The 16020-nt window shown below is 71.0% G+C and carries 15 protein-coding genes; 14 read left to right on the forward strand and 1 reads right to left on the reverse strand.

Translation table 11 applies throughout. The features are described 5' to 3' along the window. Nucleotides 1–8: 8 nt before the first annotated feature. Entirely contained in the window at nucleotides 9–2201 is a 2193-nt protein-coding gene (locus ACFWZH_RS13690; RefSeq protein ID WP_384429051.1) for an ATP-binding protein, read from the reverse strand. A gap of 207 nt (nucleotides 2202–2408) precedes the next feature. Here ACFWZH_RS13690 and ACFWZH_RS13695 point away from each other — a divergent pair, with 207 nt between their 5' ends. From ACFWZH_RS13695 to efp, 14 genes are all read left to right on the forward strand, one after another. Then, a complete protein-coding gene (locus ACFWZH_RS13695; protein WP_384429124.1) occupies nucleotides 2409–2840 on the forward strand; it encodes a DUF948 domain-containing protein in 432 nt (143 codons plus the stop codon). 8 nt (nucleotides 2841–2848) lie between these two features. Continuing rightward, nucleotides 2849–3193 (forward strand): DUF6167 family protein, encoded by a 345-nt coding sequence (locus tag ACFWZH_RS13700; protein ID WP_384429054.1) that lies wholly within the window; start codon nucleotides 2849–2851, stop codon nucleotides 3191–3193. Further along, nucleotides 3193–5862, forward strand: coding sequence for an alanine--tRNA ligase (gene alaS, locus ACFWZH_RS13705; protein WP_384429056.1), 2670 nt, complete (start codon nucleotides 3193–3195; stop codon nucleotides 5860–5862). The genes ACFWZH_RS13700 and alaS overlap by 1 nt, the downstream gene beginning before the upstream one ends. 14 nt (nucleotides 5863–5876) lie before the next feature. Continuing rightward, nucleotides 5877–6341, forward strand: a complete 465-nt coding sequence (ruvX, locus tag ACFWZH_RS13710) for a Holliday junction resolvase RuvX (protein WP_384429127.1) — start codon at nucleotides 5877–5879, stop codon at nucleotides 6339–6341. A 128-nt stretch (nucleotides 6342–6469) separates the two neighbouring features. Continuing rightward, complete coding sequence (mltG, locus tag ACFWZH_RS13715) at nucleotides 6470–8125, forward strand: endolytic transglycosylase MltG (RefSeq protein WP_384429059.1); 1656 nt, start codon at nucleotides 6470–6472, stop codon at nucleotides 8123–8125. 10 nt (nucleotides 8126–8135) lie between these two features. Further along, entirely contained in the window at nucleotides 8136–8972 is an 837-nt protein-coding gene (locus tag ACFWZH_RS13720; RefSeq protein ID WP_384429061.1) for a shikimate dehydrogenase, read from the forward strand. A 209-nt stretch (nucleotides 8973–9181) separates the two neighbouring features. Next, complete coding sequence (locus ACFWZH_RS13725) at nucleotides 9182–9595, forward strand: hypothetical protein (RefSeq protein WP_384429064.1); 414 nt, start codon at nucleotides 9182–9184, stop codon at nucleotides 9593–9595. Between the two features lie 188 nt (nucleotides 9596–9783). Beyond that, nucleotides 9784–10968, forward strand: a complete 1185-nt coding sequence (gene aroC, locus ACFWZH_RS13730; RefSeq protein WP_384429067.1) for a chorismate synthase — start codon at nucleotides 9784–9786, stop codon at nucleotides 10966–10968. After that, a complete protein-coding gene (locus tag ACFWZH_RS13735) occupies nucleotides 10965–11522 on the forward strand; it encodes a shikimate kinase (RefSeq protein WP_384429070.1) in 558 nt (185 codons plus the stop codon). The genes aroC and ACFWZH_RS13735 overlap by 4 nt, the downstream gene beginning before the upstream one ends. Then, on the forward strand, nucleotides 11519–12610 hold the full coding sequence (gene aroB, locus ACFWZH_RS13740) for a 3-dehydroquinate synthase (RefSeq protein ID WP_384429073.1): 1092 nt from the start codon (nucleotides 11519–11521) through the stop codon (nucleotides 12608–12610). Before ACFWZH_RS13735 ends, aroB begins: the two co-directional genes overlap by 4 nt. Beyond that, nucleotides 12607–13056, forward strand: a complete 450-nt coding sequence (aroQ, locus tag ACFWZH_RS13745) for a type II 3-dehydroquinate dehydratase (RefSeq protein WP_384429075.1) — start codon at nucleotides 12607–12609, stop codon at nucleotides 13054–13056. The genes aroB and aroQ overlap by 4 nt, the downstream gene beginning before the upstream one ends. Before the next feature lie 283 nt (nucleotides 13057–13339). Further along, a complete protein-coding gene (locus tag ACFWZH_RS13750; protein ID WP_384429079.1) occupies nucleotides 13340–14212 on the forward strand; it encodes a Pro-rich N-terminal domain-containing protein in 873 nt (290 codons plus the stop codon). 67 nt (nucleotides 14213–14279) lie between these two features. Further along, nucleotides 14280–15386 (forward strand): aminopeptidase P family protein, encoded by a 1107-nt coding sequence (locus ACFWZH_RS13755; RefSeq protein ID WP_384429082.1) that lies wholly within the window; start codon nucleotides 14280–14282, stop codon nucleotides 15384–15386. A 66-nt stretch (nucleotides 15387–15452) separates the two neighbouring features. Beyond that, nucleotides 15453–16019: an elongation factor P gene (efp, locus tag ACFWZH_RS13760; protein ID WP_384429085.1), complete on the forward strand. Its 567-nt coding sequence runs from the start codon at nucleotides 15453–15455 to the stop codon at nucleotides 16017–16019. The last annotated feature ends 1 nt before the right edge of the window (nucleotide 16020 follow it).

The following is a 16020-nucleotide window of genomic DNA, read 5'->3' on the forward strand; positions in this document are numbered from 1 at the left end:
CACCACGCTCAGCCCGCCGTCTCCCCGCCGCCGCTCGCGGAGGGGGAGGCGGCGGGCTCGTTCGTGGCGGGCGGCGCGATCCGTACCGTGCGGCGCGGTGCGGGCGGCCGGTCCGCGGGCCGCAGGATCCGGGCCACCACCGTGTCCAGGTCGAGCCGCCCGCCCGCGCCCAGCGCGCGCTCGTACGCCTCGTCCCCGAGCCGCTGCCGCGCCTGCTCCTCGCACAGCGTGTGCAGCCGCCTGTAGTGGCGCGAGCCGAACAGCGGCAGCCCCACCGACGGCCAGATCCGCCCCGCGGCGCCCTGGAGCACCGCCGCCTCCCGCGCATCGCCCTCGCCGAGCGTCACCAGCGCCAGCAGCTCGATCGCCAGCACCGCGCCCAGCAGGTCGTGGAAGGCGTGGTCGACGGCCAAGGCCTCCTCCAGCAGCGTGCGGGCCCGTCCGCCGTCGCCCTGGCACCACGCGGCGTAGGCCAGTACGAACTGTGCGTAGGTCAGCGTCCAGCGCTCGCCGTGGCCCTCACAGGCCTCCAGCACCTCCTGGCCCAGCCGCACGGCCTTCGCCAGCTCCCCCTGGAAGGCCGCCGCCATCGCCAGCGCGAGCTGCGCCCTCAGCGCCGTGCCGCCCAGCTCCCCGATCTCCCGGTAGCGCGCCAGCGCGCCGCGCAGCAGCTCCTCCGCGCGCGGCAGATCGTCGCAGACCAGGGCAAGACAGCCGGTGCGGTGCAGCGCGTACGCGGCCGCGGTGGCGTTCCCGGTCCGCTCGGCCTTCTCGCTGCACTCCCGCAGCGCCCCCAGCGCGCCGACGGTGTCCCCCTGGAGCACCGCGACATGGCCGGTCACCCACAGCGCCTTCAACCGTGCCTCGTCGTGGTCGCTCTCCAGCTCCAGGGCCCGGTCCAGCCAGTGCCGGCCCTCCGAGATCCGGCCGCAGCCCACCCAGTAGAACCACAGGGTGCCCGCCAGGTACTGGCCCAGGTGGGTGTCGGCGGCGCTCGCCAGGCTCTGCTCCAGCGCCACCCGCAGATTGGGCAGTTCGGCCTCGATCCGGGCGGCGATCTCGGCCTGCCGGGGGCTGAACCAGTCCAGCTCGCACCAGGTCGCCAGCCCCAGGTACCAGTCGCGGTGCCGGCGCCGGAGCCGGGCGGTGTCGCCGGTCGCGTCCAGCCAGTCCGCGCCGTAGGCCCGTACGGTGTCCAGCATCCGGTAGCGCACACCGGCCGCGCTCTCCTCGCGCACCAGGACCGACTGGGCGACCAACTCCGCGACGACGTCGAGGATTTCCTCGACCGGCAGCTCCGGGCCCGCACAGACGTATTCGGCGGCCTCCAGGTCGAACTGCCCGGCGAAGACCGACAACCGCGCCCACAGCAGCCGCTCCCCGGGAGTACACAGCTCATGGCTCCATCCGATCGCGGTCCGCAGCGTCCGGTGCCGGGGCGGGGTGCCGCGGGCGCCGCCGGTCAGCAGTCGGAAGCGGTCGTCGAGGCGGTGCAGCACCTGGTTGACGGAGAGCGCGCGCAGCCGGCCCGCGGCCAGTTCCAGCGCGAGCGGAACGCCGTCGAGGCGCCGGCACAGCTCGCCGACCGCGGCCTCTTCGGACACCTCGACGGTGAAGCCGGCGACGACCGACGCGGCGCGGTCGGCGAACAGCGCGGCGGCGTCGGCCGCGGCCATCGGCGCCAGCGGCACCACGTGTTCGCCCGGAATGCCCAGCGGCCGCCGGCCGGCGGCCAGCACCCGCAGCCCGGGGCAGTGCCGCAGCAGCTCCGCGGTCAGCTCGGCACACGCCTCGACCAGGTGGTCGTAACCGTCCAGGACGAGCAGCAGCTCGCGCTCCGCGAGGTGCGCGCGGAGCGCGGCGCGCACCGGTCGTCCGCCGCGGTCGTCCGCCGCCAGCGCCTCGGCGACGGTGTGGTCCAGGAGGTGGGGCGCGCGCAGGGAATCCAGCTCGACCAGCCACACCCCGTCGCAGAAGCGATCCTGCAAGATCGCCGCACTGTGTGCGGCGAGACGTGACTTCCCCACGCCGCCGAGGCCGGTGAGGGTGACGAGCCGGGCCGACTCCAGCCGCCGTGCCAGCGCGGACAGTTCGTCGTCGCGGCCGACGAACCGATCGAGCTCCGCGGGAAGGTTGCCGGGGCCCCGCGACCGCTCGGGGGGCGGGCGATCGGAGGGCCCGGGGCGCGTGAGGCGTCGCATGGCACACGGAGAGTACTCGGCGCGATGCGGACCGTACAATCATGCCGTCGCGTTCCGCCCGGGCCCTCCTCGTGGCGCCGGGAACGGGGTACGGACGGACAGTCACGGCGCGATAAGGTCAAGGTTGCCGTTCGAGCGGGACAGTCGAGCGGGAACGAGCCCAGCCCAGACCAGTCGGAGAGTGGTGCCAGCGTGTCCGGTGGAGAGGTGGCCGGGATCCTCGTGGCCGTCTTCTGGGCGATCCTCGTGTCGTTCCTCGCCCTCGTACTGGTGAGGCTCGCGCAGACGCTCAAGGCGACCACGAAGATGGTGGCCGAGGTGTCCGAGAAGGCCGTTCCGCTCCTGGCCGACGCGTCCGCGACGGTCCGCTCCGCGCACACCCAGCTCGCCCGTGTCGACGCGATCGCCGCCGACGTGCAGGAAGTCACCGCCAACGCCTCCGCGCTCTCCTCGACCGTCTCCTCCGCCTTCGGCGGACCGCTGGTCAAGGTGGCCGCGTTCGGCTACGGCGTGCGCCGCGCGATCGGCAAGAAGGGCGCGGCAGACCCTGCTGGGCGCGCAGAGCGCACCGTCGTCGTCGGCCGTACCCTGCCCGGCGCCCGCCGCGGCGGGCGCCGCAACCGTCGCTCCAAGGACTGATCACAGCGATGTTCCGCCGCGCATTCTGGTTCACCACCGGCGCCGCCGCCGGGGTGTGGGCCACGAACAAGGTCCACCAAAAGCTGCGCAAGCTGCAGCCCGACAGCCTCGCCGCCCAGGCCGCGGAGAAGGCCGTCGAGACCGGAAACCGGTTGCGCCAATTTGCATTGGACGTACGGACCGGAATGGCGGACCGTGAAGAGCAGTTGCACGACGCCCTCGGCCTGAGCGAGCCGGCCGAGGTGCGCGAGCTGCCCGCACCGCGCCGCGCGGTGCTCGAACCGCATCACAGAACCACCAAAGCAACCGGACCGAACGGTCTGACCGGACCGACTGGAAAAGAGGACCACTGATGGAGTCGGCTGAAATCCGCCGCCGCTGGCTGCGCTTCTTCGAGGAGCGCGGGCACACCGTCGTGCCGTCGGCGTCGCTCATCGCGGACGACCCGACGCTGCTGCTCGTCAACGCGGGCATGGTCCCCTTCAAGCCGTACTTCCTCGGCGAGGTCAAGCCGCCCGCCCCGCGCGCCACCAGCGTCCAGAAGTGCGTCCGTACACCGGACATCGAAGAGGTCGGCAAGACCACCCGGCACGGCACGTTCTTCCAGATGTGCGGCAACTTCTCCTTCGGCGACTACTTCAAGGAAGGCGCCATCAAGTACGCCTGGGAGCTGCTGACCAGCTCGCAGGCCGACGGCGGCTACGGCCTCGACCCCGAGCGCCTGTGGATCACCGTCTACCTCGACGACGACGAGGCCGAGCGCATCTGGCACGAGGTCGTCGGCGTGCCCAAGGAGCGCATCCAGCGGCTGGGCAAGAAGGAGAACTACTGGTCCATGGGCGTCCCGGGCCCCTGCGGCCCGTGCTCCGAGATCAACTACGACCGCGGCCCCGAGTTCGGCGTCGAGGGCGGCCCGGCCGTCAACGACGAGCGGTACGTGGAGATCTGGAACCTGGTCTTCATGCAGTACGAGCGCGGCGCGGGCACCGGCAAGGAGGACTTCGAGATCCTCGGCGAGCTGCCCAGCAAGAACATCGACACCGGCCTCGGCCTCGAGCGCCTGGCGATGATCCTGCAGGACGTCCCCAACATGTACGAGACGGACACCCTGCGCGTCGTCATCGACAAGGCCACCGAGCTGACCGGCGTCCGCTACGGCCACTCGCACGACTCCGACGTCTCGCTGCGCGTGGTCGCCGACCACCTGCGCACGTCCACGATGCTCATCGGCGACGGCGTCACACCCGGGAACGAGGGCCGCGGCTACGTCCTGCGCCGCATCATGCGCCGCGCCATCCGCAACATGCGCCTGCTGGGCGCCAAGGACCTGGTCGTCGGCGAGCTGCTGGACGTCGTCATCACGACCATGGGCCAGCAGTACCCGGAGCTGATCGAGGACCGCCGCCGCATCGAGACGGTCGCCCTCGCCGAGGAAGCCGCCTTCGTCAAGACGCTCAAGGCCGGCACCAACATCCTCGACACCGCCGTCACGGACACCAAGGCCGCCGGCGGCACGGTCCTGGCCGGCGACAAGGCCTTCCTGCTCCACGACACCTGGGGCTTCCCGATCGACCTCACCCTCGAAATGGCCGCCGAGCAGGGCCTCTCGGTGGACGAGGACGGCTTCCGCCGCCTGATGAAGGAGCAGCGGGAGCGCGCCAAGGCCGACGCCCAGGCCAAGAAGCACGGCCACGCCGACCTGTCCGCCTACCGCGAGGTCGCCGACAGGTCCGGCTCCACGGAGTTCACCGGCTACAGCGCCACCGAGGGCGAGTCCACCGTCGTCGGCCTGCTGGTCAACGGTGTCCCGGCCCCCGCCGCCCACGAAGGCGACGAGGTCGAGGTCGTGCTGGACCGCACCCCGTTCTACGCCGAGGGCGGCGGCCAGCTCGCCGACACCGGCCGGATCAAGCTGGACTCCGGCGCCGTCGTCGAGATCCGCGACGTCCAGCAGCCGGTGCCCGGCGTCACCGTCCACAAGGGCGCCGTCCAGGTCGGCGAGGTGGTGCTCGGCGCGTCCGCGTACGCCGCCATCGACGTCACCCGCCGCCGCGCCATCGCCCGCGCCCACAGCGCCACCCACCTCACCCACCAGGCGCTGCGCGACGCCCTGGGCCCGACGGCCGCCCAGGCCGGTTCGGAGAACTCCCCGGGCCGCTTCCGCTTCGACTTCGGCTCGCCCACCGCGGTGCCCGGATCGGTCCTCACGGACGTCGAGCAGAAGATCAACGACGTGCTGGCCCGTGAGCTCGACGTGCACGCCGAGGTCATGAGCATGGAGGACGCCAAGAAGCAGGGCGCCATCGCCGAGTTCGGCGAGAAGTACGGCGACCGGGTCCGCGTGGTCACCATCGGGGACTTCTCCAAGGAGCTGTGCGGCGGCACGCACGTCCACAACACCGCCCAGCTGGGTCTGGTGAAGCTGCTGGGCGAGTCCTCCATCGGCTCCGGCGTACGCCGCGTCGAGGCGCTGGTCGGCGTGGACGCCTACCGGTTCCTGGCCCGTGAGCACACGGTCGTCTCCCAGCTCACCGAGCTGGTCAAGGGACGCCCGGAGGAGCTGCCGGAGAAGATCTCCGGTGTCCTGGCCAAGCTCAAGGACGCCGAGAAGGAGATCGAGAAGTTCCGCGCCGAGAAGGTGCTGCAGGCCGCCGCCGGGCTGGCCGAGGGCGCCAAGGACGTGCGGGGCGTGGCGCTGGCCGCCGCCCAGGTCCCGGACGGCACCTCCGCCGACGACCTGCGCAAGCTCGTGCTGGACGTCCGCGGCCGGATCCAGGGCGACCGCGCCGTCGTCGTGGCGCTGTTCACGGTCGCCAACGGCCGTCCGGTGACCGTCGTCGCCACCAACGAGGCCGCCCGCGAGCGCGGCATCAAGGCCGGCGACCTGGTCCGTACGGCCGCCAAGACGCTCGGTGGCGGTGGCGGCGGCAAGCCGGACGTCGCCCAGGGCGGCGGCCAGAACGCCGCCGCGGTGCCCGAGGCCATCGAGGCCGTCGAGCGCCTCGTGGCCGAGGCGGCCTGACGCGCGTGAGTGAGATGCGACGCGGCCGGCGCCTCGCGGTGGATGTCGGGGACGCCCGCATCGGGGTCGCCTCGTGCGACCCCGACGGGGTCCTCGCCACCCCCGTCGAGACCGTGCCGGGACGTGACGTCCCCGCGGCGCACCGCCGGCTCAAGGCGATCGTCGAGGAGTACGAGCCGCTCGAAGTCGTGGTCGGCCTGCCCCGCTCCCTCAGTGGGGGAGAGGGGCCGGCCGCGGCCAAGGTCCGGGCCTTCGCCCAGGAGCTGGCGCGCACCATCGCACCCGTAGGGGTCCGGCTGGTAGACGAGCGGATGTCGACGGTCACCGCGACCCAGGGCCTGCGGGCCTCCGGGGTGCGCAGCAAGAAGGGCCGCTCGGTGGTCGACCAGGCCGCCGCGGTGGTCATCCTGCAGAGCGCGCTGGAGACCGAGCGGGTCTCCGGGGAGCCTCCGGGCGAGAGCGTCGAAGTGGTCATCTGATCGCGATACGGTAACGTGCCGCGCGATGTGGCGGTGGTTCGAACAGCCGCACGTGCAAGTAGAGGCGGATCGACACAGCAAGCGCGCTGCCGGACCGGAGCGCACCGCCTCTCGGCTCTAGGGGATCGATGACCGAGTATGGCCGGGGCTACGGCTCCGAACCGTGGCATCCCGAGGACCCGCTCTACGGAGACCAGGGTTCCTACGGAGGCCAGGCGCAGCAGCCTCAGTGGGGCGGGCAGCAGTCCGCCCCGCAGCAGTACACGGGCCCCCAGCAGCAGCACCCACAACAGCCCTACGACGGGGGCTGGGACGGCTCCCAGACCGGGCAACTGCACTACGACCCGTACGACCCCTACGGGCAGCATCCGCCGGCCGACCCGTACGGCGGCGCCGGTCAGAGCCCCTACGGCCAGCAGGACGCCTACCGGCAGCATCCGCAGCAGGCACCGGCACACCAGCAGCACTACCCCCCTCAGCACTACGACCAGCCGACCGCGGCCCCTTATGAGGACGCCGCCGCCGACGACTGGCGGGCCGAGCCGGAGCCGCCGCGCGCACCGGAGCCCGAGCACCCGTTCTTCTCCGACGGTGTGGACGGCCCGTACGGGGACGACCGCGACGACCGGGACGACTACGACGACGACCCGCGCGAAGGGCGCTCCGGCCGTGAGCGCCGCGGCAAGAAGAACAAGAAGAACAAACGCCGCAGCGGTACCGCCTGCCTGGTCGTCACCCTGGTCTTCGCCGGCGCGGTCGGTGCCGTCGGCTACTTCGGCTACGACTTCTTCATGAGCCACTTCGGCCCGGCCCCGGACTACGAGGGCGAGGGCTCGGGCGCGGTCCAGGTCGACATCCCGGACGGGTCGCCGATCTCGGCGATGGGCCGGATCCTCGAGAAGAACGGCGTGGTCAAGAGCGAGGCCGCCTTCAGCGAGGCGGCCGGCAACAAGACTCTGCAGCCGGGAACGTACACCCTCCGCAAGCAGATGTCGGCCGCCTCGGCCGTCGAGCTGATGCTGGACCCCAAGAGCCGCAACGGCCTCACGATCCGCGAGGGACTGCGGGCCGGTGCGGTATATCAACTCATCGACCAGAAGCTGAAGCTCAAGGCGGGCACGACCAAGGACGTCGCCGAGAAGCAGCTCAACAGTCTCGGGCTGCCGTCCTGGGCAAACGACGGCGCGAAGATAAAGGACCCGCTCGAAGGTTTCCTCTATCCGTCGACATACAGCGTCGGGGACAACGCGAAACCCGCCGATGTGCTCAAGCAGATGGTCGGACGCGCCACCAAGGAGTACGCGAAGTACGACCCGGAGGCGAACGCCAGGAAGTTCCACCTCAAGTCGCCGCTGCAGCTCATCACCGTCGCCAGCCTCACGCAGGCCGAAGGCATGACGCACGACGACTTCCGGAAGATGGCAGCGGTCATCTACAACCGGCTCGCACCGAGCAACACCGACACCAATCAGAAACTCGAATTCGACTCGACCTTCAACTATCTGAAGAACCAGAGCAAACTCGACATCAGTACGGAAGAGATCCGGAACTACGACGACCCGTACAACACGTACTTCTACCGGGGCCTGCCGCCCGGTCCGATCGGCAACCCGGGCGAGGATGCGCTGAAGGCCGCCATCAACCCTGACAACGCCAAGAAGTGGCTCTACTTCATCTCGGTCGATCAGAAGAAGACGGACTTCACCACGAATCTCACCGACCACATGAAGCTTGTCAGGGAATTCAACAAGCGGCAGCAAGCGAAGAAGCAGAGCGAGAACTGAGGTCCTGGCTGTGTCGGACAACAAGAAGGCGGCGGTACTCGGCTCCCCGATCGCCCACTCCCTCTCCCCGGTGCTGCACCGTGCCGCCTATGCGGAACTGCGCCTGGCGGACTGGACGTACGACCGCTTCGAGGTCGACGAGGCGGCACTGCCGGGTTTCATGGAGAGGCTTGGCCCTGAGTGGCGGGGCCTGTCGCTGACGATGCCGCTGAAGCGAGCGGTGATCCCGCTGCTCGACGAGATCAGTGACGTGGCGGCTTCGGTCGAAGCGGTGAACACCGTGCTGTTCAAAGCGGATGGCCGCCGCGTCGGCGATAACACCGACATTCCTGGCATGGTCGCTGCGTTGAATGAGCGCGGCATCGCGAAGGTGGAGACCGCGGCGATCCTTGGCGCAGGCGCGACCGCGTCGTCTGCCCTGGCGGCGCTGTCACGGATCTGCGACGGCGAGGTCGTGGTGTACGTGCGCAGCAGGGCGCGCGCGGCCGAGATGTATGAGTGGGGATCTCGGCTCGGTGTCGAGGTGCGCACTGCCGAGTGGGCGGATGCCGAACAGGCACTTCGTGCACCGCTCGTGATCGCCACAACGCCGGCAGGCGCCACCGACGCGCTGGCCATGTCCGTTCCCGAGAAGCCGGCCACGCTCTTCGATGTGCTGTACGACCCGTGGCCCACCGCACTCGCTGCCCGTTGGTCGGCGCACGGGGGTGCCGTGGTCGGCGGCCTGGATCTGCTGGTGCATCAGGCGGTGCTCCAGGTCGAGCGGATGACGGGCCGCGCACCGGCTCCTTTGGCGGCAATGCGTGCTCAGGGGGAAATTGCCCTGGCGCGACCTGTCTCCGAATAGTGGCTTGAAAAGCCCTTGACGGGTCCTGCTTTTCGTCATCATCAATGCGGAGCGATCCGCTGCCCAGTCTCATGAATTATCCGCTTGACCGTGCCTTTCAATTCCCATACGGTTGATCCGTTCACACGTTGTTCTTGGGGGGATTGATGAAGCGCGGCGCATATCGGATCGGGGCGACGGCTGGAGCTTGCCTGCTGACTCTCACGAGCATGGTTCTCACGGGTTCTCCAGCGCAAGCGATGTCCAGTTGCTCGGGTACGCAGCACAAGGAAGTGTCGACTTCCGGGTTCGACGTGGATATCTACGTCGACGTTTGCATACGTTATAACGGGGCCACGTATATCGCTACGGCACAGGGGTACTGGCAAGAGGCCGGTGGTCACAAGTTTGACAACTTTGATGTCCAGGTGCGAGTAGAGGAATTCGACAGCACCAAGAGCCGCAAGACCAGTGATCAGACGGCTGAGATCAACAGCCGAGAGGCGGACGGCTTCCAGGTCCAGAGTGAATGGCTTTCCGGTCAGCAACACGGTTTCTCGGCTGACGGGAAGATCGTCTACAATATCAACGATGATGGAGAAGGCGATTTCGTTTGGAATCTGGCCGGATCGCCATCGATTTGATCCGTCCTTGACGGGATGATCTGCCATTGCGGCCCGACGATTCTTTCGTCGGGCCGCAATTCTTTGTGGTTCGGGATGCTCAGCGAGCTGCCCGGTCCGTTTCCTGGACTGGCCGCCGCCCCTCGCGTGCGACGTGGGAGGATCAGGGGGATGACCGTACGCGGACGAGCAGTACATGAGGAGCACCGTTGAGCAGGTTGCGCTGGCTGACGGCGGGGGAGTCGCACGGCCCCGCACTCGTGGCGACGCTGGAGGGCCTTCCGGCCGGGGTCCCGATCACCACGGAGCTGGTGGCGGACGCGCTGGCGCGGCGCCGGCTGGGCTACGGCCGCGGTGCCCGGATGAAGTTCGAGCAGGACGAGGTCACGTTCCTGGGCGGGGTGCGGCACGGTCTGTCGCTGGGCTCGCCGGTGGCCGTCATGGTCGGCAACACCGAGTGGCCCAAGTGGGAGCAGGTGATGGCGGCCGATCCGGTGGACGCGGACGAGCTGGCGGCGCTGGCGCGCAACGCCCCGCTGACCCGCCCCCGCCCCGGACACGCCGACCTCGCCGGCATGCAGAAGTACGGCTTCGACGAGGCCCGTCCGATCCTGGAGCGCGCCTCGGCCCGCGAGACCGCCGCCCGGGTGGCGCTCGGCGCGGTGGCCCGCTCGTTCCTGAAGGAGACGGCCGGGATCGAGATCGTCTCGCACGTGGTCGAGCTGGCCGCGGCCAAGGCCCCGTACGGCGTGTACCCGAAGCCCTCCGACGTGGCGAAGCTGGACGCGGACCCGGTGCGCTGCCTGGACGCGGACGCGTCGAAGGCGATGGTCGCGGAGATCGACCAGGCACACAAGGACGGCGACACCCTGGGCGGTGTGGTCGAGGTGCTGGCGTACGGCGTGCCGGTGGGCCTCGGCTCGCACGTCCACTGGGACCGGCGACTGGACGCCCGGCTGGCCGCCGCCCTGATGGGCATCCAGGCGATCAAGGGCGTCGAGGTCGGCGACGGCTTCGACCTGGCGCGGGTGCCGGGCTCGAAGGCGCACGACGAGATCGTGGCCACCGAGGACGGGATCAAGCGCAGCACGGGCCGCTCCGGTGGCACCGAGGGCGGTCTGACGACCGGCGAGCTGCTGCGGGTGCGCGCCGCGATGAAGCCGATCGCCACCGTCCCGCGCGCCCTGGCCACCGTGGACGTCTCCACCGGTGAGGCGGCCAAGGCGCACCACCAGCGCTCGGACGTCTGCGCCGTCCCGGCCGCGGGCATCGTCGCCGAGGCCATGGTCGCCCTCGTCCTGGCCGACGCCGTCGTGGAGAAGTTCGGCGGCGACAGCGTGGCCGAGACCCGCCGCAACGTGCGCAGCTTCCTCGACAACCTGGCGATCAAGTGACGCCCCCGGTCGTCGTGCTGGTCGGCCCGCCCGGTGCCGGTAAGTCCACGGTGGGCGCGCTGCTCGCCGAGCGGCTGGGCGTCGGCTATCGGGACACCGACGACGACGTCGTCGCCACCGCCGGCCGGCCGATCGCCGAGATCTTCTTCGACGAGGGCGAGCCGCGCTTTCGCGAGCTGGAGCGCGAGGCGGTACGCGTCGCGCTCGACGAGCACCCGGGCGTGCTCTCGCTCGGCGGCGGCGCGATCCTGGACGAGGGCACCCGCAAGCTGCTGACCGGCCTGCCGGTGATCTTCCTCGACGTCCAACTCGCCGACGCCGTCAAGCGGGTGGGCCTGGACGCCCCCCGCCCGCTGCTGGCGGTCAACCCGCGCAAGCAGTGGCGGGAGCTGATGGAGCGGCGCCGCCCGCTGTACACCGAGGTCGCGCGCGCCGTGATCGCCACGGAGGAGCGCACCCCCGGCCAGGTCGCCGAGGCGATCCTGGACGCATTGGAGCTACGGCCGGCCGCGGGAGACGCCCCGCGGGCGGGCCACAGGGAGGAACAGGCATGACGGAGCAGGCCACCCGTATCCAGGTCGGCGGTACGGCGGGCACCGACCCGTACGAGGTGCTCGTCGGGCGGCAGCTGCTCGGCGAGCTCCCGGGCCTGATCGGCGACGGCGTCAAGCGCATCGCGGTACTGCACCCGGAGGCGCTGGCCGCCACCGGCGAGGCGCTGCGCGAGGACCTCGCCTCCCAGGGCTACGAGGCGATCGCCATCCAGCTGCCGAACGCCGAGGAGTCCAAGACCGCCGAGGTGGCGGCGTACTGCTGGAAGGCGCTCGGGCAGTCCGGCTTCACCCGCAGCGATGTGATCGTCGGCGTCGGCGGCGGCGCCACCACCGACCTGGCCGGCTTCGTCGCCGCGACCTGGCTGCGCGGGGTGCGCTGGATCGCCGTCCCCACCACCGTCCTGGGCATGGTCGACGCCGCGGTCGGCGGCAAGACCGGCATCAACACCGCCGAGGGCAAGAACCTCGTCGGGGCCTTCCACCCGCCGGCCGGCGTCCTGTGCGACCTCGCCGCGCTCGACTCGCTGCCGGTGCACGACTACGTCTCCGGCCTGGCCGAGGTCATCAAGGCCGGTTTCATCGCCGACCCGGCGATCCTCGATCTGATCGAGGCCGACCCCGAGGCCGCCAAGCGCCCGGACGGTGCGCACACCGCCGAGCTGATCGAGCGCGCCATCCGGGTCAAGGCCGAGGTGGTCTCCGCCGACCTCAAGGAGTCGGGCCTGCGCGAGATCCTCAACTACGGCCACACCCTGGCCCACGCCATCGAGAAGAACGAGCGCTACAACTGGCGCCACGGTGCCGCGGTCTCCGTCGGCATGGTCTTCGCCGCCGAACTCGGCCGGATCGCCGGCCGCCTGGACGACGCCACCGCCGACCGGCACCGCACCGTCCTCGCCTCCGTCGGACTGCCGCTGACCTACCGCGGTGACCAGTGGCCCAAGCTGCTGGAGACGATGAAGGTCGACAAGAAGTCCCGCGGTGACCGGCTGCGCTTCATCGTCCTGGACGGTCTCGCCAAGCCGACCGTCCTGGAAGGTCCGGACCCGGCCATGCTGCTCGCCGCGCACGCGGAGATCGCGGCATGACCGGCAAGGCCCGGCGGGTACTCGTCCTCAACGGCCCCAACCTCGGCCGGCTGGGGTCCCGCGAGCCCGACGTCTACGGCGCCACCTCCTACGCCGGACTCGTCGAGGAGTGCACCCGGCTCGGCAAGGAGCTGGGCTTCGAGGCCGAGGTCCGGGAGACCAACGACGAGGGCGAGATGATCCGCTGGCTGCACGAGGCCGCCGACGGATCGATTCCGGTCGTCATCAATCCCGGAGCCTTCACGCACTACTCGTACGGAATGCGGGACGCGGCCGCCCAGCGCACCGCCCCGCTCATCGAGGTGCACATCTCGAACCCGTACGCACGCGAGGAGTTCCGCCACAATTCGGTCATCGCGGCCGTCGCCAGCGGTACGGTCGCCGGATTCGGCATCGGCTCCTACCGCCTCGCGCTCCGTGCGCTGGCCGAGGAACTCGGCAACTGACGTACCACCAAGGGCACTTCGGCCCCGCCCCCGGTCGTTCGCTCGGCGCGCGCCGGGGGTAGGAGCCTTCCCGGCCGCGGCCGGGAGGGTACCGTTCGCAGCAGTACCACCCCTCCCGGCGGCCGTGGGCACAACGGCCCCTGGGGCCGGTGGAACCGCCGCACCGCACCGGGCACCGGCCCGGCCGCCCGGGGCCCCCTCGGCCACCGCCGAGGGCACCCCACCCGGCGTCAGCCGGGGGAGCACCGCACCACGTCGACCGCACGAGACGGAGAGCCACCGGATGCAGTACGCAGTGGGGGCTCCGCTGCCGCCCCACGGGCAGGCATCAGGACCCGGGGCCGCCATGCACTGGACGCCCGACCCGGGACGGCCCACCCCACCCACCTCACCGCCGGCCGCGCCGCCGGCCCCCGCGGCCCCGCCCCCACCCGCCCAGCAGCCCGCCCCGCAGCAGGGCTGGCACGGGCCCGCGCCCCAGCAGGCCCCGCCCACCGGCCACAGCACCACCGACCTCACGGGCCATATCCCGCTGCCACCGGGTGCCCCGGTGCCGCTGCCCAGCCCGCCCACCGACACCGCCGCGCCGGACGCCGGCCAGGCGGCCGTCGCGGTGCTGCTCATCGGCCCGGCCGGAGCAGGCAAGACCAGCGTCGCGCGCCACTGGGCCGACACCCGCCGGGTGCCGACCGCGCACATCAGCCTCGACGACGTCCGCGAATGGGTCCGCTCGGGTTTCGCCGACCCGCAGTCCGGCTGGAACGACCACTCCGAGGCGCAGTACCGGCTCGCCCGCCGTACCTGCGGCTTCGCGGCCCGCAACTTCCTCGCCAACGGCATCTCCTGCATCCTCGACGACGCCGTCTTCCCCGACCGGCCGGTCGTCGGCCTCGGAGGCTGGAAGCGGCATGTGGGCCCCGGGCTGCTGCCGATCGTGCTGCTGCCCGGCCTGGAGATAGTCCTGGAGCGCAACGCCCGGCGCTCCGGCAACCGCCGCCTGTCCGACGAGGAGGTCGCCAGGATCCACGGCCGGATGGCCGGCTGGTACGGCTCCGGGCTGCCGATCATCGACAACTCCCAGCACGACGTCGCCACGACGGCCCGGATGCTGAGCGACGTCGTCGCCCGCTCCATCGCCAGCCCGCCGAGCTGGTGAGCGGGCGGCTCCCCCGGGCGGCGGCGCTCGACCGGCCGCCTCGGGGGAGTCGCCGTACGCTCGTGATATGTCCGAGTTGTACGCGGCCCGACGCACGCGTCTGCGCGACCGCGTAGCCGGGGCCGGAAGTGCCGCCGCACTGATCTCGCGCCCCGCGAACGTCCGCTACCTCACCGGCTGCGCGCCGCCCGGCGCCGCCCTGCTGCTGGGGCCGGGCGACGATGTGCTGCTGTGCGGCAGACCGCTCAGCGGCGATCCGTCCGAGGGCCGTCCGGTCGACGACGTACGGGTGTCGGTGCTGCCCACCCGCGACGGCGACCCGGTCGTGGCCGGCGCCGATCTGGCGGCGACGGCCGGTGCGGACACCCTGGCCGTCGAGGAGCACCACCTCACCGTCTCCCGGCACCGGGCGCTCTCCCAGGTCGCGCCCCGGCTGCGGCTGACCGACATGGCGTGCGCGGTCGAGGCGCAGCGGCTGGTCAAGGACGACGACGAGATCGCCTGTCTGCGGATCGCCGCCGAGATCGCCGACCAGGCGCTGGGCGAGCTGCTCGAATCGATCCTGGTCGGCCGCACCGAGCGGCATCTCGCGCTCGAACTGGAGCGCCGCCTGGTCGACCACGGCGCGGACGGCCCGGCCTTCGCCACCTCCGTGGCGACCGGCCCGAACTCCGGCCGCGCCCGGCATCTGCCCACCGACCGGCGGGTCGAGGAGGGGGACTTCCTCAGCGTCGGCCTGGGCGCGAACTACCGCGGCTACCGCTGCGAGATCGGCCGGACCTTCGTCATCGGCACCTCGCCCTCGGACTGGCAGATCGAGCTGTACGATCTCGTTTTCGCAGCCCAGCGGGCCGGACGCGAGGCGCTCGCGCCGGGGGTGGAGTGCCGCGAGGTGGACCGGGTGACCCGGCACGTGCTGGACACCGCGGGCTACGCCGAGCGGCTCGGGCCGTGGACCGGGCACGGCGTGGGACTCGAAATCGACGAGGACCCTCAGTTGTCCCCGGCCGCCATGGGTAAACTGGACGCTTGCGTGCCGGTCACCGTCGAGCCGGGGGTTCACATCCCGGGCCGCGGGGGTGTCCGGATCGACGACACACTCGTCGTCCGCCCCGAGGCGGACGGCGGGCCCGAGCTACTCACGATCACGACCAAGGAGCTGCTCGCACTGTGAGCCGCAGCGGCTCACTGGGTGCTGCTCCCGGGTCCCACCACCTGCAGTCCAGGAGATTCCGCAACCGTGGCATCCACGAACGACCTCAAGAACGGCATGGTGCTCAAGCTCGAAGGCGGCCAGCTCTGGTCCGTCGTCGAGTTCCAGCACGTCAAGCCCGGCAAGGGCCCGGCCTTCGTCCGCACCAAGCTCAAGAACGTGCTGTCCGGCAAGGTGGTGGACAAGACCTTCAACGCCGGCGTGAAGGTCGAGACGGCCACCGTCGACAAGCGCGGGATGCAGTTCTCGTACATGGACGGCGACTACTTCGTCTTCATGGACATGGACACCTACGACCAGATCCACGTCGACCGCAAGGCCGTCGGCGACGCCGCGAACTTCCTCCTGGAGGGCTTCGAGGCCGTTGTCGCGCAGCACGAGGGTTCGGTGCTCTACGTCGAGCTGCCGGCCGCCGTCGAGCTGGTCATCAAGGAGACCGAGCCGGGCGTCCAGGGCGACCGCTCCACTGGCGGCACCAAGCCCGCCACGCTGGAGACCGGCTACGAGATCCAGGTCCCGCTCTTCATCACCACCGGTGAGAAGATCAAGGTCGACACCCGCTCGGGCGACTACCTCGGCCGGGTGAACAGCTAAC

This window comes from Streptomyces sp. NPDC059008 (genome assembly GCF_042749045.1).
GTDB lineage: Bacteria > Actinomycetota > Actinomycetes > Streptomycetales > Streptomycetaceae > Streptomyces.

Coding starts and splice junctions, on each gene's coding strand:
- ACFWZH_RS13690 (WP_384429051.1), bottom strand. CDS start 2,201: ATGCGACGCCTCACGCGCCCCGGGCCCTCCGATCGCCCGCCCCCCGAG.
- ACFWZH_RS13700 (WP_384429054.1), top strand. CDS start 2,849: ATGTTCCGCCGCGCATTCTGGTTCACCACCGGCGCCGCCGCCGGGGTG.
- alaS (WP_384429056.1), top strand. CDS start 3,193: ATGGAGTCGGCTGAAATCCGCCGCCGCTGGCTGCGCTTCTTCGAGGAG.
- ruvX (WP_384429127.1), top strand. CDS start 5,877: ATGCGACGCGGCCGGCGCCTCGCGGTGGATGTCGGGGACGCCCGCATC.
- mltG (WP_384429059.1), top strand. CDS start 6,470: ATGACCGAGTATGGCCGGGGCTACGGCTCCGAACCGTGGCATCCCGAG.
- ACFWZH_RS13725 (WP_384429064.1), top strand. CDS start 9,182: ATGGTTCTCACGGGTTCTCCAGCGCAAGCGATGTCCAGTTGCTCGGGT.
- aroB (WP_384429073.1), top strand. CDS start 11,519: ATGACGGAGCAGGCCACCCGTATCCAGGTCGGCGGTACGGCGGGCACC.
- aroQ (WP_384429075.1), top strand. CDS start 12,607: ATGACCGGCAAGGCCCGGCGGGTACTCGTCCTCAACGGCCCCAACCTC.
- ACFWZH_RS13750 (WP_384429079.1), top strand. CDS start 13,340: ATGCAGTACGCAGTGGGGGCTCCGCTGCCGCCCCACGGGCAGGCATCA.
- ACFWZH_RS13755 (WP_384429082.1), top strand. CDS start 14,280: ATGTCCGAGTTGTACGCGGCCCGACGCACGCGTCTGCGCGACCGCGTA.